Source organism: Wohlfahrtiimonas sp. XWW7 (assembly GCF_056716055.1).
The window spans coordinates 2,224,648-2,248,041 of the sequence record NZ_CP168032.1; the positions used below are offsets into that span (position 1 = coordinate 2,224,648).

The 23,394-nt window shown below is 37.6% G+C and carries 25 protein-coding genes and 1 tRNA gene; 8 read left to right on the top strand and 18 right to left on the bottom strand.

Features of this window, described 5'->3' with window-relative positions; translation table 11 throughout:
- The 5 genes from ACA100_RS10645 to cobC all read left to right on the top strand — a co-directional run bounded on the left by ACA100_RS10645 (position 1) and on the right by cobC (position 3,557).
- The gene (locus ACA100_RS10645) at positions 1–645 is read left to right on the top strand and encodes a LysE family transporter (protein ID WP_481077688.1); all 645 of its coding nucleotides are present in this window, start codon (positions 1–3) and stop codon (positions 643–645) included.
- Between the two features lie 65 nt (positions 646–710).
- Positions 711–1,235, top strand: coding sequence for a bifunctional adenosylcobinamide kinase/adenosylcobinamide-phosphate guanylyltransferase (gene cobU / locus ACA100_RS10650; protein WP_481077689.1), 525 nt, complete (start codon positions 711–713; stop codon positions 1,233–1,235).
- Positions 1,232–2,275 (top strand): nicotinate-nucleotide--dimethylbenzimidazole phosphoribosyltransferase, encoded by a 1,044-nt coding sequence (gene cobT, locus ACA100_RS10655; RefSeq protein ID WP_481077690.1) that lies wholly within the window; start codon positions 1,232–1,234, stop codon positions 2,273–2,275. The genes cobU and cobT overlap by 4 nt, the downstream gene beginning before the upstream one ends.
- Positions 2,275–3,030 carry an adenosylcobinamide-GDP ribazoletransferase gene (locus ACA100_RS10660; RefSeq protein ID WP_481077691.1) on the top strand — a complete coding sequence of 252 codons (756 nt, stop codon included), beginning with the start codon at positions 2,275–2,277 and terminating at the stop codon, positions 3,028–3,030. Before cobT ends, ACA100_RS10660 begins: the two co-directional genes overlap by 1 nt.
- Positions 3,027–3,557, top strand: a complete 531-nt coding sequence (cobC, locus tag ACA100_RS10665; protein WP_481077692.1) for an alpha-ribazole phosphatase — start codon at positions 3,027–3,029, stop codon at positions 3,555–3,557. The genes ACA100_RS10660 and cobC overlap by 4 nt, the downstream gene beginning before the upstream one ends.
- Here the strand turns inward: cobC and ACA100_RS10670 are convergent.
- From ACA100_RS10670 to ACA100_RS10685, 4 genes are read right to left on the bottom strand one after another with little or no spacing between them, the layout of a single operon-like run.
- Positions 3,547–3,765, bottom strand: coding sequence for a twin-arginine translocation signal domain-containing protein (locus ACA100_RS10670; protein ID WP_481077693.1), 219 nt, complete (start codon positions 3,763–3,765; stop codon positions 3,547–3,549). The genes cobC and ACA100_RS10670 overlap by 11 nt on opposite strands.
- 2 nt (positions 3,766–3,767) lie before the next feature.
- On the bottom strand, positions 3,768–4,028 hold the full coding sequence (locus ACA100_RS10675) for a GIY-YIG nuclease family protein (protein ID WP_481077694.1): 261 nt from the start codon (positions 4,026–4,028) through the stop codon (positions 3,768–3,770).
- Between the two features lie 2 nt (positions 4,029–4,030).
- Complete coding sequence (locus ACA100_RS10680) at positions 4,031–5,038, bottom strand: CNNM domain-containing protein (protein ID WP_481077695.1); 1,008 nt, start codon at positions 5,036–5,038, stop codon at positions 4,031–4,033.
- Positions 5,039–5,097: 59 nt separating this feature from the next.
- Positions 5,098–5,250, bottom strand: coding sequence for a DMT family transporter (locus tag ACA100_RS10685; RefSeq protein ID WP_481077696.1), 153 nt, complete (start codon positions 5,248–5,250; stop codon positions 5,098–5,100).
- A gap of 478 nt (positions 5,251–5,728) precedes the next feature.
- On the opposite strand from ACA100_RS10685, the gene ACA100_RS10690 reads away from it, so the two are divergent.
- From ACA100_RS10690 to ACA100_RS10700, 3 genes are all read left to right on the top strand, one after another.
- On the top strand, positions 5,729–6,079 hold the full coding sequence (locus ACA100_RS10690) for a DUF485 domain-containing protein (protein WP_481077697.1): 351 nt from the start codon (positions 5,729–5,731) through the stop codon (positions 6,077–6,079).
- Positions 6,076–7,614, top strand: a complete 1,539-nt coding sequence (locus tag ACA100_RS10695; RefSeq protein WP_481077698.1) for a solute symporter family protein — start codon at positions 6,076–6,078, stop codon at positions 7,612–7,614. Before ACA100_RS10690 ends, ACA100_RS10695 begins: the two co-directional genes overlap by 4 nt.
- Before the next feature lie 79 nt (positions 7,615–7,693).
- Positions 7,694–7,768 (top strand) — tRNA-Gln (locus tag ACA100_RS10700).
- 168 nt (positions 7,769–7,936) lie between these two features.
- Here ACA100_RS10700 and ACA100_RS10705 read toward each other — a convergent pair.
- From ACA100_RS10705 to ACA100_RS10770, 14 genes are all read right to left on the bottom strand, one after another.
- Complete coding sequence (locus ACA100_RS10705; protein WP_481077699.1) at positions 7,937–9,220, bottom strand: arsenic transporter; 1,284 nt, start codon at positions 9,218–9,220, stop codon at positions 7,937–7,939.
- Between the two features lie 26 nt (positions 9,221–9,246).
- Positions 9,247–9,651 carry an arsenate reductase (glutaredoxin) gene (arsC, locus tag ACA100_RS10710; protein ID WP_481077700.1) on the bottom strand — a complete coding sequence of 135 codons (405 nt, stop codon included), beginning with the start codon at positions 9,649–9,651 and terminating at the stop codon, positions 9,247–9,249.
- A gap of 91 nt (positions 9,652–9,742) precedes the next feature.
- On the bottom strand, positions 9,743–10,054 hold the full coding sequence (locus ACA100_RS10715; protein ID WP_481077701.1) for an ArsR/SmtB family transcription factor: 312 nt from the start codon (positions 10,052–10,054) through the stop codon (positions 9,743–9,745).
- Between the two features lie 68 nt (positions 10,055–10,122).
- Complete coding sequence (locus tag ACA100_RS10720) at positions 10,123–10,698, bottom strand: 2OG-Fe(II) oxygenase (protein ID WP_481077702.1); 576 nt, start codon at positions 10,696–10,698, stop codon at positions 10,123–10,125.
- A 159-nt stretch (positions 10,699–10,857) separates the two neighbouring features.
- Positions 10,858–11,499, bottom strand: coding sequence for a carbonic anhydrase family protein (locus tag ACA100_RS10725; protein WP_481077703.1), 642 nt, complete (start codon positions 11,497–11,499; stop codon positions 10,858–10,860).
- A 124-nt stretch (positions 11,500–11,623) separates the two neighbouring features.
- Positions 11,624–11,842, bottom strand: coding sequence for a DUF6500 family protein (locus ACA100_RS10730; RefSeq protein ID WP_481077704.1), 219 nt, complete (start codon positions 11,840–11,842; stop codon positions 11,624–11,626).
- Position 11,843: 1 nt separating this feature from the next.
- The gene (locus ACA100_RS10735; RefSeq protein ID WP_481077705.1) at positions 11,844–12,923 is read right to left on the bottom strand and encodes a hypothetical protein; all 1,080 of its coding nucleotides are present in this window, start codon (positions 12,921–12,923) and stop codon (positions 11,844–11,846) included.
- 15 nt (positions 12,924–12,938) lie between these two features.
- A complete protein-coding gene (locus ACA100_RS10740; RefSeq protein WP_481077706.1) occupies positions 12,939–16,037 on the bottom strand; it encodes a type I restriction endonuclease subunit R in 3,099 nt (1,032 codons plus the stop codon).
- Positions 16,038–16,064: 27 nt separating this feature from the next.
- Entirely contained in the window at positions 16,065–16,700 is a 636-nt protein-coding gene (locus tag ACA100_RS10745; protein WP_481077707.1) for a restriction endonuclease, read from the bottom strand.
- A gap of 43 nt (positions 16,701–16,743) precedes the next feature.
- Positions 16,744–17,946, bottom strand: coding sequence for a restriction endonuclease subunit S (locus ACA100_RS10750; protein ID WP_481077708.1), 1,203 nt, complete (start codon positions 17,944–17,946; stop codon positions 16,744–16,746).
- Entirely contained in the window at positions 17,939–19,546 is a 1,608-nt protein-coding gene (locus ACA100_RS10755; RefSeq protein WP_481077709.1) for a type I restriction-modification system subunit M, read from the bottom strand. Before ACA100_RS10755 ends, ACA100_RS10750 begins: the two co-directional genes overlap by 8 nt.
- A 62-nt stretch (positions 19,547–19,608) precedes the next feature.
- Positions 19,609–20,148, bottom strand: coding sequence for a pilin (locus ACA100_RS10760; protein WP_481077710.1), 540 nt, complete (start codon positions 20,146–20,148; stop codon positions 19,609–19,611).
- 161 nt (positions 20,149–20,309) lie between these two features.
- Positions 20,310–21,842, bottom strand: a complete 1,533-nt coding sequence (locus ACA100_RS10765) for a pyridoxal phosphate-dependent decarboxylase family protein (RefSeq protein WP_481077711.1) — start codon at positions 21,840–21,842, stop codon at positions 20,310–20,312.
- On the bottom strand, positions 21,842–23,215 hold the full coding sequence (locus ACA100_RS10770) for a diaminobutyrate--2-oxoglutarate transaminase (protein WP_481077712.1): 1,374 nt from the start codon (positions 23,213–23,215) through the stop codon (positions 21,842–21,844). The genes ACA100_RS10765 and ACA100_RS10770 overlap by 1 nt, the downstream gene beginning before the upstream one ends.
- Between the last annotated feature and the right edge of the window lie 179 nt (positions 23,216–23,394).

The following is a 23,394-nucleotide window of genomic DNA, read 5'->3' on the forward strand; positions in this document are numbered from 1 at the left end:
ATGTTTTTACTACTCATCTCCATCGCAACCACTCAGTTGGTTGCTTTAGCTTCTCCAGGGCCAGATTTCTTTTTTGTCTCCCAAGTTGCGGCAAGCTCTACGCGCAGACAAAGCTTACGAGCTGTTTGCGGCATCACTTTAGGCGTTTTTGTTTGGGCTTTACTGGCACTTTTAGGCTTGAATATTCTTCTAAAAGAGTGGCCAATATTGCACCGTGGCATTATGACTTTAGGTGGCGGCTATTTACTCTATTTAGCGTACCTTTTAACCCGCTCAGCCATTGCCGCGCACAAAGCTAAACATATGCCCGCAGAACCCAAAATGCCAACGGTACATAGTAAATTCTTCCTCAAAGGCTTGCTCACCAATTTGTCCAATACAAAAGCTTTAATTTATTTTGTCAGTGTATTTTCTGCAATTGTCACGGGCTCTATGGATTTAAGCACAAAAGGCATTATTCTAGGGCTAATCACGCTTGAAACCTTTATTTGGTTTGTCTTCGTAGCCTATATATTCTCATTACCGAGCATTAAAGCTAAATATCAAAAATATACTCAATATGTAGATGGTACAGCGGGCATCTGTTTTGCATTTTTTGGTACTTGGTTAGTTTATACAGGATTATTCGGTGATTTAAATATTTAAGCTAATATCACATAAATTATTATCTTAATGCTAGAATAATGATTATCTCTATTGAGTATTGAATAATGGCACGTCAAATTACTTTAATCACAGGTGGACAAAGATCTGGCAAAAGCAGTTTTGCCGAGCGTTATGCGCTCTCTTTGTCCGATGCTCCCATTTATATGGCAACATCTAGGATCTGGGATGAAGACTATTTGCAACGCATTCAGCGCCACCAAAAAGATCGTGGTGAACAATGGCAAACCATTGAAGAAGAAAAATTTTTAAGCCAACATTCCATCCATGAAAAAACCATCGTCATTGATTGCATCACATTATGGACAACCAATTTCTTCTTTGATCATTCAGATGAAGCATTAGATGATATTTTCACCAAAATCATGGCGGAATTTAATGCATTTACACAACAGAATAACCATTACATATTTGTGACGAATGAAATTGGCTTGGGCGGCATTTCTGTTGATCCTGTACAGCGTAGATTCACAGATTTATTGGGCTGGGTGAATCAAGCCATTGCTAAACAAGCAGACAATGTCACATTCATGATCTCTGGCTTACCCATGCAACTGAAAGGAAAATTATGAGAAGTTATCACATAAAGGCACTGAATGAAGAATTCAGAAAAACTGCACAAGATAGAATTGATAGCTTAGCTAAACCTGTCGGTTCGTTGGGTAAACTTGAAGGCGCGGCAAGAAAAATTTCAACCATACAAAATACACTCAAACCAGAACTTAAAAATCCCCATCACATTCTTTTTGTGGCAGATCACGGAATTGTGGCCGAAGGTGTTAGCCCAAGCCCCAAAGAGATCACATGGCAACAAGCCATCAACATCACACAAAATGGTGCAGGAATCAATATTTTCACAACACAACATAATTTCAAACTACTGATCATTGATGCTGGCACAGATTATGATTTCCCTAAAAATCTTGGCATTATTGATCGCAAGATACGCAAAAGCAGTCGTAACTTTTTACACGAAGCGGCGTTGACAGAAGAAGAAGTGAATCTTGCCCTTGCTTATGGTGAAGAGATTGTAGATATGGTGGCAAAAAATAACTGCAATATCTTATCCATTGGAGAATTGGGCATTGGCAACACTTCTGTTGCATCCATTTGGATGTCTTTATTGACCAATATTCCCTTACAGCAATGTGTTGGCGCTGGTTCAGGCTTAAGCGAAACTTTTACGCGACATAAATATGAAGTTCTACAACAATCTATCCATCGTTACAATGGCCCTGTCACGCCGATGTCAGTCATGCGTGAATTTGGCGGTTTAGAGATGATTATGGCTGTTGGCGCCATGTTGCGTGCTGCTGAATTACAAATGACAATCCTCATCGATGGATTTCTAATGAGTAATTCACTGCTCATGGCATCTAAAATTAATCACGAAGTGGAACAATATGCACTATTCAGCCATAAAAGCGAAGAGCGTGGCCACATTTTACTTTTGGAATATTTAGGCGTTGAGCCCCTATTGCATCTAAATTTTTGTTTAGGTGAAGGCACTGGTGCTGTTTGCGCCTATCCTTTAGTGGAATCTAGCGTTCGCATGATGAACCAAATGAAAAGCTTTGAAGAGAGCCGAATCTCTCACATTAAAAAATGTTAATGCTCGCAACCGCCCTAATATTTTTTACACGCTTGCCCATTTGGCGATTCATATCTGTGCCTAGCGACAATTTTAAACGTGTCATTTATTATTGGCCATTTGCAGGTTGGCTCACAGCAAGCGTCATGTCATTAACATTATTAGCGACGAGTACTTTCCTACCATTATCCGTTGCCATTGTTTTAACCATCATCAGCCGTGTGATTTTAACAGGTGCGTTGCATGAAGATGGCTTAGGTGATTTCTTGGATGGTTTTGGTGGTGGACACTCCAAAGAGAAAATTCTCGCCATCATGAAAGATAGCCATGCTGGCACTTATGCGATTTTAGGGCTCATTCTCTATTTTCTACTCACATACAATATCATGCTCAATATTGAGCCGAGCTTATTGATCATGTTTATGTTGATTGCTGATCCATTTTGCAAAATGGTCAGTAGCTTTATTACAACACGTTTGCCTTATGCAAGAACTGAAGATACAAGCAAAATCCAAGCAATTTACAGCAAACCAAGCCCCCCAGAAATCATAGTTTCTCTATCATTCGGATTACTGCCTTTAGTCATTTTTTCTTGGTTTTTACCTAGTTTTTGGTATGTTTTTGCAGTCATCACACCAATATTGCTATTTTTCATCCTCACGCAATGGATGAAACATAAAATTCAAGGTTATACAGGCGATTGTGCGGGCGCTCTGTTTCTATTGTTAGAAATATCCATGATGCTTACATTCCTAGCGATTCATACAGTGCTATGAAACTGATCCTCATTCGCCATACATCATTAAATATTGCATCTGGCATTTGTTACGGGCAATCAGACATCGATGTTAGCAATACATTCATAGATGAAACTACAGCGGTTAAAGCTCAATTAGCTGATTATGAATTCGATGCCATTTACACAAGCCCACTGCAGCGTTGCGTTAAATTAGCGAATTTCTGCGGTTTTCCAAATGCTACTCAAGCGCCTAAATTGATGGAATTAAACTTTGGTGATTGGGAAGGAAAATTATGGGATGACATTGATGATCCTAATCTGCAAAACTGGTTCAATGATTGGCTGAATGTACCTGCCACCAATGGCGAATCCTTCATGATGCAATATCAGCGCTATGTTGAATTTGTGAATGAAATCAAAACAAAACATGCTGATCAAACCATTGCACTATTCACTCACGGTGGCATTTTGCATTGTGCTCGCATTCATGCAGGGATTGATCGTTTTGATAATACTTTTGATTACAAACCTAAATATGGCGAGATATTAGCGATTAATCTCTAAAATTTAATAGAAAGTTATGAGAATCAAAATCCAACGAGCGAACATCTGATCGCATCGGTAATACATCTTGCTTGAGAGAAATATCAGAATGACTTTGATTCACTTCATGATTTGAAAAAACAGCCATCGCGGGCGTTAATGCAACACTAATCGTTAATAATGAGCCCATTTTTAAAAAACTACGACGTGATTTATTGTCCAACAACATACTCAACCTCTTAAATATATTTCTTTCTGTTGACGTGATAATTGCTTAAAAGCATATTCTTGCTTCATCGCTTCGCTTCTAGTGGCAAAGCTCTCGTAATGCAACAACAGTAAAGGCCTGCGCTTTGCAAGCCTTGTATATTTAGCACCAATGCCATCATTATGCTCTTTCAACCTTCTATCTACATCCGTTGTGTAACCTGCATAAAATGTATTGTCATTGCACTGCAAAACATAAAAGAAATGTCTCTGAGCTTCACTCATGTTTATTGACGACTTTCCCAGCGCTTTTTAGCGAGCAAACGCATATCCACAACGATATCTGTTTCATCGACGATCTCTTCACCGATTAATTTCTCAATGATGTCTTCCAGCGTAATCACGCCCAACCAACTGCCAAATTCATCATAAATGAACGCCATATGTTGTTTATGGTCCAATAATTTTCTGAATGCAGTTTTAACACTTGTTGTATCTGGCAACACTAATGGCGGTTCTGATAAATCCAATACAGACTGGCCTGTTTCAACCAAATCGATAAAATCATGTCGGAAAAATATACCCAATGGCGCCTCTTTCTCATTCACAATCGGATAACGAGAGAATTGATTCTGATCGATCAATATCTTTAATTCTTCCACGCTAATATCTGGAGTGATTGACGTTGTTACAACTCTTGGCGTCATAATGGAGGTTAAATTGATATTGCCTAAATCTAAAATATTAGAAATAACTGTCTGTTCTTTAGTTTCAATTTGCCCAAGCTCTTTTGCCAACACAGACAATGCTTTAATCTCGTGCTTTAAATTCACATCCACTTTATGATTACCAATTAAACGCATAATCATGTCAGACAACCAAATGAATGGCGCCAAAATAATGATCATAGGATTCAAAATGGATGGTAAAAGCCCTGATAATTCTCGCCAATACTTTGCACCCAAAACTTTTGGGATAATTTCAGATAAAACTAAAATCAATACGGTCATAACCGCTGAAGCAATTCCCAAATAAGTATTGCCATACAATTTTGTGACTTGCGCACCAACACCAGCAGCACCTGCAGTATGCGCGATCGTATTCAATGTCAAAATCGCTGCCAATGGGCGATCAATTTTATCTCTCAATTTTTTTAATTTAGGATATAAATCAGGCGCATCTAGCTTTTGCTGAGAAATAAAGCTTGGCGTTAAAGACAACAGAGATGCCTCTAAAATTGAACAAACAAATGAAATGGCAATAGAAATTAAAATTATAACTACAAGGATTAACATTGAGATCTCATATTAGTAAATATAGCCGAGTATTATATAACTTTTTATATGGATTTTCACTAACCCAATCCAGCCCAAAGGCCTATCATTCTTGTAACTTTTGCCAATAAATACATCGACAATCCACCGCCTACACATAAACCAATCAGCCACAGCCATTGCGTCTTCCCAGATTGATTTTCTTGCGTTACGTTTTCTTTTGATTCAGACATGTCAATTCCACCATCTATTTAACATTATTCACAAAGTATAAGTGATCTCATATTTCAAATATAGACATAATTATTTTTGTTGTTAAATTGTAGCTTTAAATAACCTTAAAACACTGAATAAATCGCATATAAATGTTTAATATCCATGCATATACATTTAAATATTGAATTTAATATATAAAACGTATTTTAAAAATATATCGCTATTAATTTAATAAATTTTAACCAATTGAATTTAAATTATTTTTATACAAAACAAACACTTATTTTAAAAATAATTTGACAATTTTTTGGATTCATTGATACTACAAATTAGCTCCAATTTAAATAACGCATTACAAATGCTTTATTTATAAGAATCATAATAAATCCAAAATGAGTGGTGCTGAATAGATCAAAAAAACCAAAGGAATCCAGCTTTTTATTCACAATAAATGGCTTAAGCATAATATTGATAAAAATTAATAGGAGGATATCTATGTCACATCACATAGATCAGAATTTACATGCATATAGTAATGATCACTTGATCATCATTGAACAAATGCCCGCTTTTAATAAAGTCGTGCGACAAAAACATTTATTCCTTTTTTCCATCACCGCAAGCTTTTTGTTCATCTATATTCTCTTGCCAATTTTGGCCTTTCAGCCTGTCTTGCAAAAACCGTTGATAGGTGCAATTACTGGCGTTTGGTTTTATTCCGCGGCCCTCTTTTTAATGACCATCATTCTATGCACACTTTACATTCGCCAAGCTGCTAAATTCGATCAAAAAATTGCTGATGTGATCGCAGAATATCAACAAATGAAACTGGAGGAAGCACCATGAGTTGGATTTCAATCGGTTTTTTCTTAGCAATCGTTGGTTTAACATTATTTGTGACATACATAGCAGCAAAGCGCATGACATCTGCTAAAGATTTCTACACAGCTGGCGGTGGTTTAACTGGCTGGCAAAATGGCTTTGCTATTGCTGGCGATTATCTCTCTGCTGCTGCATTTTTGGGTGTTTCTGGCGCTATTGCTTTAACAGGATTTGACGGCTTCTTTTTCTCTGTTGGCTATGTTGTGGCAAACCTTGTATTGCTCTATGTCATCGCAGAACCTATGAGAAATTTAGGTAAATATACCTTGGCAGATATGTTAATCTCGCGATTCAATGAGAAGCGAGTACGCGGTACAGCAGCAACTGGCACAATCATTATCGTAATTTTATACATGATCGCACAATTAGTAGGCGCAGGTGCTTTGATCAAACTATTGTTTGGCATTGATTATTGGATCGCTGTATTGATCGTCGGAATCATGATGACAACGTATGTATTGTTTGGTGGAATGACAGCCACATCATGGGTTCAAATCATTAAAGCTGCTCTTTTACTCTTTGGTACAGGCTTATTGGCTGGCTTAGTTTTCAGCAAATTTGGCTATTCCATCACTAATATGTTTGACACAATTGCGAGAGAAGATGGAGAAAAGTTCTTAATTCCTGGCATTAAATACTCAAGCTCCATTGATTCCGTTTCCATGATGATGGCTTTAGTGCTAGGTACATCTGGCTTACCACATATTTTAATGCGATTCTTTACAGTGAAAGATGCCAAAACTGCACGATCTTCTATTTCTTGGGCAACATGGATTACAACCATCTTCTTCTCATTAACCATTTTCTTAGGTTTTGGTGCATTGCAATTCGTTGGTATTGAAAACATTTTGGCAGAGAGCAAAGCTGGCAATACTGCTGCACCATTGTTGGCACAATATTTAGGCGGTGAAGTTTTAATGTCATTCATTAGCGCTGTTGCTTTTGCAACCATTTTGGCAGTTGTTTCAGGCTTAGTATTAACAGGCGCATCTGCCATTTCCCATGATATTTATGGGCAAATCATCAAAGATGGTAAATTAAGTGCAGGCCAAGAAGTTGCAGCTGCGCGCTTAGGATCCATTGGTATTGCTGTTTTATCCATAATCTTGGCACTGTTTGCACAGAACTTGAATGTCTCATTTTTAGTATCATTTGCCTTCTGCATTGGCGCTTCTGCCAATTTACCTGTGATCCTCTACACCATTTATTGGAAGAATTTTAATTCAACAGGCGCTGTAGCATCCATCGCAACAGGCGTAATTTCTTGCTTAATTTTCGGTGCAATGGGTCCTAATATTTGGTCAGAAACTGGTAATGCAATCTTTGTCGGCAAACCTTTAGTTGACTTAGCTGTGCCTGCTATTATTACAATTCCTTTAGGATTCATAGCAGGTTACGTTGGATCCATGATCGGAGCCAAAAAACACAATACAGCTGAAGCTTCGACGCTTTACCGAACCATCCGAGTCAAAGCGAACACAGGATTAATGATTGGGTAAAATTTAAACACATTAATGCTTGACGAAATAAATATATTCGTTATAATTGTCAGCTCTTACAGTCACTGACTTAAGCAATTGGGCTATAGCCAAGCGGTAAGGCAGCGGGTTTTGATCCCGTCATTCCTAGGTTCGAATCCTAGTAGCCCAGCCAAATTAAAAGGGATTAACATTATTGTTAATCCCTTTTTTCATGTCCATGATCTAAACATAACGAAACTAGTTTAAAGATATTAATTGTAGAATTGACTAGCGTTATTTGCTATATATTCAGCACCACTCCAAACAGAGCGATGCTGATAATATTTCTCAAATATCACTATTAAAATGACATTCTTACAGCCAATGCTCCCAATGTGATCAATAAAATTGGCAAAGTTAATACAATACCCACTTTAAAATAGTAACCCCACGTGATTTTTAGATTCTTCTGTGACAACACATGTAACCAAAGCAACGTCGCTAAACTACCAATTGGTGTGATTTTCGGCCCTAAATCACTGCCTATCACATTCGCATAAACCATAGCCTCTTGCGTCAATCCTGTTGCTGTACTCGCATCAATGGATAAAACACCCACTAAAACAGTTGGCATATTATTCATAATGGAAGACAAGAAAGCCGATAACATTCCTGTACCAAAGGTTGCCGCCCAAAGACTATGATCTGCAAACTGGTTCAATAATCCTGTAATGTAATCCGTTAATCCTGCATTTCTCAAACCAAAAACAACTAAATACATGCCCAAAGAGAAAATAACGATCTGCCAAGGTGCGCCTATAATCACACTTTTGATATTCACCACTTTTCCTTGATATGCAACGGCAATCAACACCAATGCACCAATGCCCGCGATTAGACTCACAGGAATCCCCAAAGCATCTGATGCGAAAAATCCCACCAATAAAAACAGTAAAACCATCCAACCTGCTAAAAAGGTTTTACGATCCGCAATGGCAGAATCTGGACTGGGCAACTCTTTGGCAGTGTATTTAAACGCAATATCCTTACGAAAATAGAGATACAACACAGATAACGTCGCCAATATGGAGACAATATTCACAGGCACCATAACAGCAGCATATCGACTAAAACTAATGTTAAAGTAATCAGCAGAGACAATATTCACAAGATTTGAAACAATTAAAGGTAAACTCGCTGTATCTGCAATAAAGCCTGCTGCCATCACAAATGCTAATGTCGTCGCTCTACCAACGCCTAAAGATAACAACATCGCCATCACAATCGGTGTCATGATCAATGCTGCGCCATCATTAGCAAAAAATGCCGCCACTAAAGCACCCAACAAAATCAAATAGACGAATAATTTTTGGCTACTGCCCTTACCTAATTGTGCAATGTGCAGCGCGGACCATTTGAAAAAACCAGCTTCATCCAAGATTAAACTGATGATGATGACAGCGATGAATGTTAGCGTTGCATTCCAAATAATCCCCCAAACCACAGGAATATCCTGCAACTGTATCACGCCAAATATCAATGCAAACACTGCACCAATCGATGCACTCCAACCAATCCCTAAGCCTTTCGGTTGCCAGATCACTAAAATCAAGGTTGCGATAAAAATTATCAAAGCCAATAACATAATTAATTCCTAACTCTCTTCATTCATTACACAACTTTTTCGCCATCTTCTTTATAAAAAGGCGCTTGCTGTGGATTCACTAAAATTTCCAACACAATCTCCGATGGACGACATAATCTAGTGCCTTTTGCCGTTACAACGAATGGGCGATTGATCAAAATCGGTTGCTTCAACATACAATCAATCAACATTGATTCATCCATTGCGACATCACCCAGATCTAAATCCTCATATTCAGTAACATTGGTTCTCAATGCTTGCCTCGCTGTTAATTGCGCATCTGCTAACAACTTCACCAATACTTCACGCGAAGGCGGCTTTTTCAGATATTCAATAATCTCTGGTTCTACACCAGAATTACGAATCAATGCCAAAACATTTCTCGATGTTCCACAATCAGGATTATGGTAAATCACAACTCTATCGTTCATATAAACTCTCTCATTTTAACTATTCAACTAATATTGAAATATAGAACAAACTAAAAATATTTGCCCTATATTTTGTAGATTACTTAATTACTTAGGATTGATTAAAACACTGCTCAGGATGACCTTCACAGCATTCTGACGTTAAAAAGCTGATCAAAAATTGCATTTGATCAACCTTTGCTTTGTAACGCAAAAAACGCCCTTCTTGTGTAACTTCAAGCATATCTGCATGCACCAAAGCCTTCAAATGAAATGATAAATTAGTGTTTGGTAGCTCCAAAGCCTCTGCGATTTCTCCTGCCACTAATCCTGCATCACCTTGTTTCATCAATAAACGAAAAATATCCAACCTAATTTCAGAGGATAAGGACTCAAACATTTTAACAGCTAACTTTTTATCCATAATTCAATATTTCAATTAATATTGAAATAATATAAATCAGAACCAGCCCAAATACAATATAAGCTTAATTAAACATTCAAAAACCAACCTGCAATACTTTCCCTCACAGTATTGGTGGGCAAAACTTCATGAGGAAACTGCTCCGACATAAAAAAGATCATGCGCCCTGCTTTCGGTGATAGCTCCAATAATCTTGTATCCTCACGATCATAAACCACCAACTCACCGCCATCGCCTGCCTGCCAATCTTCATTCATATATAAAACGGTTGTCACTTTTCGACGGCTTTTTAACTGTGGATTATCTAAATGCTTTTGATAAAAAGCACCTGGCTTATAACGACAAAAATGCGTTTCAAAATCACGCAAACCTAAATATAAACCTGCATTCAACTCTTGGCGAACTTCATCCATTTTATCAAAATAGTTTTTAATGGGATCACCCATATCATCATCCAACCATAATGTGACATCGCCACGAACATTTGTATTGAGCTGTAATGATTCACCATTGCCAATTTTAGCTTCTTGTAATGCGTCTGGAATGCTGTTTTTAATGGCTTGGATTTCGGATAAATTAAAGAAATCATCCCAAACATAGTAGCCTGAAGATGTCAAAGAATCTAAAAGATTATTAATTGTCATTTTGGTAGAGATATCATATAGATGTGGAAATATTTTATACCCGTAAAACCACCAAAAATAAAATTTAAAACTTAAATTACATATATCCAAAACAGGCGATAAAAAAGCGCTAGAATAAGCGCTTTTTTACATCATTTTGCCTTGGATGAAATCATCAATCTACTTCTGCACAAACATCTCTTTCACAAAATCAACTTCGCCCGTTTCCACTTTATAAAAAGCCCCAACGATGCCAATTTCGCCGCCTTCATACATATCCTTTAAAACTGTGCTTTTTTCCAAAATATGATCAATTGTGTATTCAACATTATGGAAAGCCACTTGATCCACACCTTCTTTAGAGAGAATATCTAAGTCCTGATGCTGTGCCTTAACATACTCAATAGAAGGCTTAACTTTTGCCAATAGATCTGTCAAATGCCCCAATTCCGTACCACGACAAGCGCCTGTGATCGCACCACAATGAGAATGCCCTAACACAACGATCAACTTTGAGCCTGCCAACTTACATGCAAACTCCATAGAACCAATGATGTCATCATTCAACACATTACCAGCAATACGCGCACTGAAAATATCACCCAAACCTTGATCAAAGATCAACTCAGCGGATGTTCGGCTATCAATACAACTCAAAATGATCGCAAATGGGAATTGCCCTGCTTTGGTCTCATTCACTTGCTCTAATAAATTACTGTGGGCTTTTAAATTGTCCACAAAGCGCTTATTGCCTTCTTTTAAAAACGAAAGCGCTAATTCAGGCGTTAAAGACTTCTGATCTTCTACGTTGTGTAATCTCATTGTTTAGCTTCCAAACGATGGTAAATGGACAAATAATGTACTCTAATTTGCCCCTAAATGGCGAGTATGAAAAATATTAATTCAAAACCTGTATAGACAATCTTAAGAAATTAACACTGATGAATTACATCTCATTCAAGATAAGCTGTTTAATTTTAACGGCTTTCTCAAAGTGATCGAGCTTGTGTGTTTTGATCCACCAAGTAGCTGCTTCCATCAATAATTCAGGCTCATCATTTTTGTTTTTAAAAAATGCATAGAAAGATAAGCCAACATTGTCGCCTTTCTTTTCGATTTTCTCATCACAACCTGCGATGAATCGTTGTTTGAGTGAATCTCTCATGTTATTTAAATACTGAGCAATTGATAAATAATGTTCCTGTTTGAGTATCGCCCAATAACAAACGATTTTTCTCTCGAATAGATAATTGAATGTCCGCAATGCCTTGGGAACTCTCAGCCTCAAAAAATGTTGAATATTCAATATCTGCATTCAGTTCTTTATCTGTATTAGTAGACAAGTTAAAAACTGTTGCTGTATAACCGAAATTCCATCCTGACAAATCAATGACCTTATCATTCACTGTCAATAAATATTGCTGATCATGCTCAATAGTTGAGTTGTGACATAACGCAATATCCGTCACCCACTTTCCTTGAAATGCTTCGTTAATACTCTCTGAATATTCTTTATCTGGATCTTCAAACGGATAATCCGCTGGCAAAATATATTTCTGTTGTTGAGCATCAAATTGTAAAACATAAGATTTCTGACGATATTCTTTACCTGAATAATTACCATTAAAGATCATTTCTATCGGATAAATTTGCTGCTGTTTATTATTTAAAATTTTATAAGTTGCGCTGATTGACTCGCTCTCCTCTTCTCCTGCAAAGCCACTATCATCATAAAAGCTCGGAATATAAGCGGTGAAAATCTTATCATTATTATCACCAACAATTAAGATTCCACCCTGCGTGACACCTTGTCCTGTATAGCCAGTTTCCGTAAAAAATCCATAACTATTAAAACCAATTTTATTAAATTTATAGTCTATCGGCGGATAACCCGATGATCCTGCATTGATATATTTCTCCTGTGCAATGACACGATTATCATAACCTTCTCCATTATCCTCAATGATTAACCCTACATTGCCTGTCGAAACATGTGAATCCTCCATATTATTACCAATGGCTAAATAATATGTTTTAAACTGATTTTGAAATTGATCATTAGCGACTGTTTCATTCGCATGAAGCTTCATACAAAATTTATCAATACCATTGTCTGTTTTATTGATCCCCATATAGCATTTCTGAGCTGCATCGTAATTACGATAAGCATCTTTCATAATATGTTCATTAGCAGATGCGTATTGCATGCCTAAAATCATCAATCCAAAACCGATATATTGCTTCATGTTCTATTCTCCTTATTAGCCCTTAACTCGCAATGGCAAAACATCCTCTATAATCATTTTCGTATAAGCCTCTTTCACAGCTTTGTTGTATCGCAACTTACTCACAGGTTGATCTGTGATTGCCTTATAGTGTTCAAAATCGCTCGTTTTTCTTAAATCATCCTCACCCATTTGAGCTTCATCCATTTTGCTGGGATTAAAATTATCCACAATAAAACGTAATTCATCCACTTGCACAGCCCACTGTTTGGCAAAACTATTCACTAGATGATCAACCGTTTCCAGCACCATCTCATTGAGCAATTCATTAATATTTTTACCACGATAAATGTCAGGATTTTTTTGAAGATTGCGCCATAATTGCGCCATAAGATTCGCAAGCTTCGGATTCTCACTGCGCAATCTTGCAATATACTCATTCACCTGATGAAATTTCTCAGAGTTTTCAAATTGAAACTCAGGGTCTTTATTGTCCTTCGGCACAAAACGCTGAATCAACGATAAAATATAATAGTAGTTAATTTCATCTGTATGATGCGTGCGTAAATCATATTCTATATCTAAAGGCTCAAGTTCTGGATCATCACTCGGCTCTGCTCGCAATTCATCCAATACATTTTGATATTTACCGTGATACTCTTCAAGCTCACCTTCTGCAATACCAAATGTTTCAGACAACATCTCAGGCTGAAATTCGTAATAAACCTTAATCGCACTCATTGCTCTATCTAGCTCTTGAAATGCCTTAGCAAACTGACGTTTTTCTTCAATCAATAGATCATCAATCGCCTCTGGCGTTTCTGCGATCTGCTTCAACTGATTTAAAGATTCAGACAGTTTCTCAGCAGCTTCTTCAAAGCTCGGCGCTAACACATAATTTTCACCACCATTGGAGTAAAGATACAGTGCATCATTCACGGCTTCCGTATAAAGCTCTGGAGTTTGGAACGTCACAATCTGTCCGAATGTTTTATCTTGATCAAATAAACGATTCGTACGAGAAAATGCCTGAATGATATTAGGTGCACTCATCGGCGGGCGATCAATGAACAATGTAGAGATACAAGGCGCATCAAACCCAGTCAATAAACGATCCACAACAATGATTAAATCAATTTGTTCTGCTCTATTCTGATAACGCTCACTTTTACGCGCCAAACGAGCATTCACATTTTGATTATAAGCACGCATATTTTCCAAAGCATAATTCGTGCCATACATGGCATTATAATCCGCGATCGATTCTGCCATTTTGGCTTGATTATCTATGGAGCTTTCTTCATTTTCAGAGATCGAATAAGTAATGGCAATCTTAGGAAAATCAGGCAAAACTGCTTTGGTTCGTTCACTCACAGTCACAGTTTCATTCCCTGCCATCACACTTTTAAATAGATCATAATAAGCTTGAGCTGTTGCAATGCTCGACACAGTCAACATTGCGCCATAAGCTTTACCAATCCCATTTTCCGTTGTAAAACCCAACTTACTTCTCGATTGATTGATAATGGAATCGATCACTTTTAAGTGGTAATCTTTCGATTCATACACACTTTTAGGAATGAGTTTCTCTTTGGCGATTCTAGCTTCTTGATCTGATAAACCCGCAAAATTTTTAGTGGGATGATGATGTGCAACAATCTCATCAATCATATCATCCTGCAATGTATGCTTATATTCCACATGAAAACCGAGCACTGCACCATCATTGATCGCTTCTTTCACCGTATATTGGTGCAGACAAGAGCGATCAGAATCTTGTTCTGTCGGTTGATTTTGCACACTGCTGTATAACATAGCAGTTGTTGTCACTTTCTTTAACTCACCAAAAATTGGTGTGCCTGTAAAGCCGTACCATAGCGCATATCTAAAAGTCTGATCCAACTCTTTTTTCTTTTGTGGCGTCACAGCTCTGTGGCATTCATCCACAATGAAAGCAACTTTTAAATTTTGAATTTTCTCGTATGTTTTTCTCGTTCTATCAGATAAATCTTCCTCATCCATCCGCTTCATTAAATGATTAAGCTTTTGGATCGTTGTCACAACAACCGTACGATCATCACTGGATAATCGCTTAATTAAATCTTTAACATTATCTGTTTCATCAATAGAGATGGGATCAAACTCTGCATATGAAGTAAATGAGCTCGTGGTTTGTTGATCCAAATCCACACGATCTACGATGAAAATCGTTTTATCAATCGCAGGGATTTGCAATAGATTACACGCAACTTTATACGATGTTAATGTTTTTCCTGAACCTGTTGTATGCCAAACATAGCCAGATTCCTGTAATCTCGATGCATTTTTGACAGCCTCAATGGCATGAATTTGGTACGGTCTTAATAAAATCAAAGACTCTTTGGCACTATCTGTAATTGAATATTGCGTCACCATTTTATGTGCCGCAGGAATTGATAATACATCTTTGGCAAAAGCTAAATAATCATTCACAGGCTGATTATTATTATCCACCCATTTACTTAAAAATTTTTCATTCAAATGTTTATGACTGCTTGAAGCGATATAACGCGTATCTGTACCATTACTCACCACAAACATCTGTGTGGATGAAAAAATTCCTTTAAACTTATCTTCTTTGAGATATTTTTTAATTTGCCTAAAACCATCCATATAAGGATGCTGGCGGTTCTTTAATTCCACATGAATCATCGGCAAACCATTGATCAACATCGTCACATCAAAACGTCTTTCTCTGCCTTCATCTTGTGAGCTTGTGAATTGATTAATGACATCATAAACCGTTGTACCGCCTGCAATATCGGCACGATTGATCACATTCAAGCGGATTGTGCCAAGGCTTGCATCTTCACGTTGTACTTGAACTTTAGCAATACCATTTTCGCCCGATAACCATTTAGCAGCTTCGTAGAAATTTGGGAAAGTGAGCTGTGCTTTGATTTGGTTAAATTCTTGCGCTGTCAGCATTTTATCTTTGAGCACCGCACGATTATTGCGCTCTAAAATCATTTTAAGATTCGCCCATAAATCAGCTTCTGTGCGTAAATCCTTACGATAATTCCATTGGGATTCCCCAGAAATCAACTGATTAATCAAATCTTCTTCGAGCTTCTGTTCTTTCGTAAATTTAACCATGATTCTCTTTTTTCCTTAATGGCTTTCTTAAAGATTATAAATACGTTCACCACAACTTTCACACCAATGGTAATACTTATGAGAATTAGTAGAAAAGAGCTTAATAAGTTTTCCATGGCGGCATTGCGTACATACACAAAGATCCGCTATTGAATATTCATAATAACTATCAGCCATTGCTTCAGGAAAATATTTAGCTAATAATGCAAAGAATTTTTTACGATCGATTAAAATTATAGAATCATCAGCAACTTCTAATGCTGGATCTGTGAAATAATGCGTCGTAAAAAATAATGAACATTGATAATCTTTAGTTGTTGCACCTTTAAAGCTTTGAACAGTTTCTTTCTTAATTTGTTCAGTATTTCTTTTCGGATTCCATGCTTTACATTGAACGGCAATTAATCTTTTATCACCTTTAAAACAGATAATATCTATCCCTTTATCATTTTTACCATCAATAATTTGAGTGCTATATCCCATTTTTTGTAACAATTCTGACACAACATAATTGAAATCATTTGAATTACACTCATCAATAGTATTAATAAGTTTCTTCAACTTATTAGCCTTAATGTTATCCTCATAGTCTGATACATTTAATAAGCTATATAAACTTTCTTGCTTTGGTTTTACTAATAAACCCATAATCTTTGCAAACATTTTAACCTCTTACTTTTGTTCTACAACGTGAAACATTCATCTTTTACACAAACATCCGCTGCAACATCGCCTTTTTCAAGCTTTGATAGCTTTCTAATTTTTTCTCATGCTGCTCAATCTGCTGATCCAACTTCTGAAAAAACGCCCCGATCTTCTGCTGTTCTTCTAATTTCGGAACTAATATATCAATCTGTTTAATTTGATTAGAATTAATAGAATCAAAAGTTGATCCACTGCTAAATCTTTCCCAGATTCCTAGTATATTGATTAATTTTAATATGTAATAAGTAAACAAATTTCCTTTAACTCCTGCAACTCCTCTACCTAATACAACATCAAAATCAGTAAAGGCTATTGCACCAACTGGCGCTCGTACTGTAAGAATAATATCGCCTTTATCTGCTTTTTTTGTTACTTGTGTTGTATAAATCCTTGGAACAACATAACCTTTTTTTAAGTCAGCATTACCTTGTACCAAAATATGATCTTGAGGATTTTCAGTATAATTTGCACTATCAGGCGATTGTCCCATCGTAATTTTTGCAATATCACCTAGTTTTTTCTCCTCCCAATCCCCACTAAACCCATCAAAGCGCACTTTTGGTACTTTCTCGCCTTTTTGTGGGAACATCTTTTGGAACATTGATTTTTTATAATCTTGCGCGGTTTCAAGTACTTTTTGTTGCAATTCGATCACTTGGTCGATTTTTTGGAAAAAATCCCCAATTTTGATTTGTTCTTCCAATATTGGATATTGAAAAATAAAACTCTCTACATCTGATTTAGTAATATTTGGATCTTTACGACTACTTGCAGCAAATCTTTTCCACTTATTAGTACTTAGTACTAAAAATGGTAATAAAAACTTAGGTGCAATATATTTGTTAGGTAATAATGCAGATAATGCCTGATTACATGTAGATTCATTAACCATTAAAGCGACTCTGCCTATTTGATTAAATCCACCATACATTGCTAAATAAATAGTATTTGGAGGATAAATCGTTAATCCTGACTCCAATAATGCTGTACTTGTTACCTTTTCGCTACTTTCATGCAAAACTGAATTATTTAAATCTGTTGTTTTAATCCAATTAATATCCCCATTTTCAAAAAAATTAGAATTACCTCTACTCGGAGTAGTTCCTGATTTAATTTGAAATATTGTTTTAAAATTCGACCTCTGCCAAGGATCAGTGAAGCCAGCGAAGCGGAGCTTTGGGATATGGGATTCTGTTTTAGCCATTGTGATCACCTTTAAGCATTGCTTTAAAGGCTTCGAGTTCATCATTGGCTTTGTCCGTTGTGCCAACGAGTTCGCCGAGCATTGCACATAGATCTTGTTCTGCCGTTTTTAACTCTGCATTCACGCTGATCATATTCGCTGAAATATCCGCTAATGGAATTTCAGGCTCAGGCTCAAATGTATCCACATAGCGCGGAATATTGAGGTTAAACTCGTTCTCCTCAATTTCGTCAAAACTCGCCACATAACTATATTTATCAATCGTTTTACGATGAATATAAGTATCCAAAATCTTCGCGATATTCTCTTCGGTCAAAATATTCTGCGTGCGGACTTTTTCAAACTCGCTAGAAGCATCAATGAACAATACATCACGCTGATCATAATCCTTCTTTAACACAATGATGGTTGTCGGGATGGAAGTATTGAAAAAGATATTCGATGGTAAGCCGATCACCGCATAAATGTGCCCATTTTCTAATAATTTTTTACGGATTTTCTCTTCCGTACCGCCACGAAACAGAACGCCATGCGGTAATACAATCGCCATTGTACCGCTGGATTTTAAGTGATAAAAACCGTGCAACAAAAATGCAAAGTCCGCTTTAGATTTAGGCGCTAAAACGCCATAAGGCGCAAAACGTACATCATCTAAAAAGCCTTTCACTGCGCTCCAATCTGCTGAATATGGTGGATTCATCAACACGCCATCAAAGTTTGTCGGCTCTTCTGTTGGCCAATCATCATCCAATGTATCGGCATTATTCAAATACTGATTAGCAATCGGCACGCCATGTAACATTAAATTCATGCGCGCTAAGTTATAAGTGGATGTATTGATCTCTTGCCCAAAATATAGAACCGTATTCGGTTCTTTTGTCTCTTTTTTAATATTGAGCATTAATGAGCCCGAACCCATTGTAGGATCATACACGCTGAAACCTTTCTGATGCTCTTTGCCATGAATCACAATTTTGGTCATCAATTCCGCAACAGGTTGTGGCGTATAAAATTCCCCTGCTTTTTTACCTGAATCTGATGCAAACTGCCCGATCATATATTCATAAGCATCGCCCAAAATATCACCTGAATGACCCGCAAAATCAATCTCTGCCAATTCTTTCATAATGCCTGAAATGGTTTCATTTTGCTTTTGTGGCGTTGATCCTAATTTACGAGAATAGAGATCAATGTCTTGGAATAAATTTGCAAACGCTTCTGAGGATTGCTCAATATTACGAAAGCCTTGCTGTAAGCTTTCTAACTGAAATGTTTGAGTAAAAACTTCATGGATTAAATGCGTAAATGTATATTGCGGTTCGATCACATAAGAGAACTCATCTTTCAATGCTTCTTTTAAGTCTTCATGAATTTCGGGATCAGCATATGCTTTTGCATAAATCATTTGCGAATCCGCGAGGTTTTCAGCCTTTTCCTCTAACTGATCCACTGCATAATGGAGCATTTTATCTGATAAGTATTTATAAAAAATAATGCCCAATAAATAGTTTTTATATTCGTTGGCATCCATTTTTGAACGCAGAATATCTGCGGATGCCCAAAGTGCGCTGTATAAAGATTTCGAGTTTTGCTCTGCCATAGTTGATCCGTTATTCACTGCTTTTATATATAGCTGTGGATTCTAGCAGATTGCTATCAATATTATCGAGCAGTTGCTCGGCATGTCGCTGGCAACCATTTCATATGGATCATTCGCCCCACTCTATCACATTGCCAAACTATGCTACCTGCATTAGCACCAGATACTTGGTTAATTGTAATGGTATTCCCTGCTGTTGTAGAATAACTAATATCTGCAAGATGTGGTGGGTTATTAGGTAACATTCCTGGACCAGGAATTCCAGTTGCAGGCACAGTCACTTTATCATTAAACCATAGAACAACATGAGCGCCTGATTGCCCACCATTATTAGCTGCAACAGCTACCCCCATTAATGCTGTACCTGTGATTCTGTTCGCAGCAACCAATCCTGCTTCTGCGTTAGTGTTTGGCCATTTTCCATTACTTGCATAACTTTCTGTTGCTGCATTCATCGCTGATTTTGCTAATGCCAATCCCTCCGCAACATATGTTCGCTTTGTATAATCTTGGTAAGCAGGTAGAGCGATCATAGATAAAATTCCGATAATTGCAACAACAATCATCAATTCGATTAAAGTAAAACCTGCATTATGTTTCATAGTTATCCTTTAGATATTTTATGTGTTATTAGTTATATATGTTTATTTTCGATAAACATCTTTAAAATTATACAAATTATGTAAGCATATTAAAATAATTATTTTCAATGAAAAAGAGGATCAACGATCCTCTTTTCAATACTCGCAATGATTAATATGAATTAATCAATTGGCGGAGTATATGTACCATTGGCAATCGCGCCTTTAATACTATCAGCTTCTGCTTGCACTAAAGACAATAGATTCTGAACATTTTCCAATGTTGCGATTGGGCTTAATGTCGTCATTTTTAATGATTGAACATCACCCACTTTTGTGACGCCGATATTCGCTTCGCCACGTGCAAATAGTTCATCTGCCACGTTTTGATTCAAATTATCCACGAGCTCAGCAGGATAACCTTCTGGCACAACGCGGAATAACACTGATGCGAATTGTGGTTCAACCAACAATTCTAAGCCATCCGTTGCTTTGATATATTCAGCAACATCTCGTGTTAACTGCACGCCATGATCAATCATCGAGCCATATAATGCTTCGCCCAATGCTTCTACTGTCATCCATAATTTCAACGCATCAAAACGACGTGTTGTTTGTAAGGATTTAGACACAAGATTTGGCACACCATGCTCTTCATCATAAGCTGAATTTAAATATTCAGCTTCATAATGCATGTAACGATAGTTCGCTTCATCTTTCAGTAAGAAAGCACCACAAGAAATCGTTTGGAAATAGTGCTTATGGAAGTCTAATGTCACTGAATCAGACAATTCAATGCCATCCAACATTGCACGATGCTGATTAGACAAAATCAAAGCACCGCCCCAAGCAGCATCAATGTGCATCCATGCGCCATATTGATCAGCAATTGCACGAATCTCTTTCATAGGATCAATCGCGCCTGCATCTGTTGTACCTGCAGTTGCAACAATACACGCAACAATCTTGCCTTCAGCTTGCAAATCAGCCATTGTTTTAGCCAATGCAATCGTATCAATTTTCGCATCACGATCAACTGGCACAGTCACAACTGACTGAAAACCCATGCCCATCATTGCTAAATTTTTCTGAACAGAAAAATGTGCATTTTCAGAGCAGATGAATTTCACATTACGCATTGCTTCTGCTGGAATGCCATCACGCTGAACAGACCAAGGCTGTCCTGCATCATTTTTCCAGTTTTTCGCAATACATGCATCACGCGCGAGCAAAATGCCCATCAAGTTGGATTGTGTACCGCCCGATGTGAATACACCAGCTTGCCCAGCACCATAACCAACTTTTTGACGCAACCAATCAATCAACTGCACTTCCATCAATGATCCCGCTGGGCTTTGATCCCATGAATCCATTGATTGGTTTGTGGCATTGATCAACACTTCAGCGATTTGGCTTGTCACCATTGTTGGACAATGTAAATGCGCCAAAGAGTGTGGATGATGAACTTTTAAGCTTTTATTTAAGAAAAGCTCCACCATACGATCCAATGATTTTTGTACGCCCATGCCTTCTTTTGAAGGTTGAAATGCGATCTCTTCTCGGAGCGCTTTAATGCTGCCGCCTGTGTACATTTTTTCATTTTGCAACCATGCAGAAACAGCTTCCACTGCTTCGGCCATCGCTGACTGATAATCAGCGATGGATTGTGCATCATTGCAGAATAGCGCTTTACGATGTTCTGCAAAATCAGCCATTAAGCACCTCTCACCACAGTTAATGCTTCCGCCAATGCTTTCTTAAAGCGCACAATGATCTCTTCACACTCTTCTTGTGTGATGATCAATGGACACAATAAACGAATCACTGTACCGTTACGACCACCTTTCTCTAACAATAATTTGTTATTGAAACACGCTGTTTGTACAGCTGCTGATAATTGAGCATCAGCAGGGAAAGATCCCATACGATCCGCACCTTGACGCTCATCCACCATCTCAATACCGATCATCAAGCCGCGACCACGAACATTACCGATGCATGGGAATTCTTGTGCTAATTTTTTCAATTCAGCTTGTAAGAAATCACCGCGCTCTTCAGCATTTTTCGCTAAGTTTTGCTCTTTGATTGTATTCAATGTTGTGATGCCTGTTGCCATCGCCAATTGATTGCCACGGAACGTGCCTGTGTGAGCGCCTGGTTGCCATGCATCAAATTTACGCTTAATGCCCAAAACTGCTAACGGTAAGCTACCGCCCACTGCTTTTGACATAACGATGATGTCAGGTTCAATGCCTGCATGTTCAAAGGCAAACATTTTGCCAGAACGCGCAAAGCCTGCTTGCACTTCATCTAAAATCAATAAAATGCCGTGTTTCTCTGTCACTTCACGGATTTTTTTCAACCATTTGATAGGTGCAGCAACAACGCCGCCTTCACCTTGAATGGCTTCAAGAATCACCGCTGCTGGCTTTGTTACACCACTTTCGACATCTTCAATGAAATTTTCAAAGTAATATGTCAATGCATCAACACCAGCTTCGCCGCCCAAACCGAATGGACAACGATACTCATGCGGATATGGCATAAATTGAACGCCTGGCATTAAGCCATTCACTGCATTTTTTGCAGATAAATTGCCTGTGACAGATAAAGATCCATGAGTCATACCATGGAAACCACCTGAAAAACTGATGATAGAACTGCGTCCTGTATAAGTTTTTGCAAGTTTCATTGCTGCTTCTGTACCATCTGCACCAGATGGTCCACAAAACTGTAAACAATACTCTTCTTTACCACCTGGTAAATGCTCAAGTAATGCTTCAGTAAAAGCATCTTTTAAAGGTGTTGTTAAATCTAAAGTATGTAGTGGCAAACCACTTGTTAAGGTATCTTGAATACTTTTAATAACCGCAGGATGATTATGGCCTAATGCCAATGTTCCTGCCCCAGCTAAACAATCTAGGTACTTAGTACCTTCCACATCGGTAACCCAGCAACCTAAGGCTTCCGCTATAACCAACGGCAACTTGCGTGGATAGCTACGAACATTCGATTCCATCTGACTTTGGCGAGCCAAATAGTATTCGTTGGAAGGATTAGTGGCAGGGTTTACAGAAAAAACGCTCATATCGAATTACCATCTCTGATAGGGTTTTGAAAGAAATAAGTCTGGTGACTTGCGGTCCTTTGACTCGGTGCTTTATATAATAATCTTAGTCTAAAATCTGTCTGTAGATTTCAGCTAAGAGGACGGATGATACAGACTTTTCACTCAAACAAAAGCTTTTTTTGCCCTTGGTAATCTCT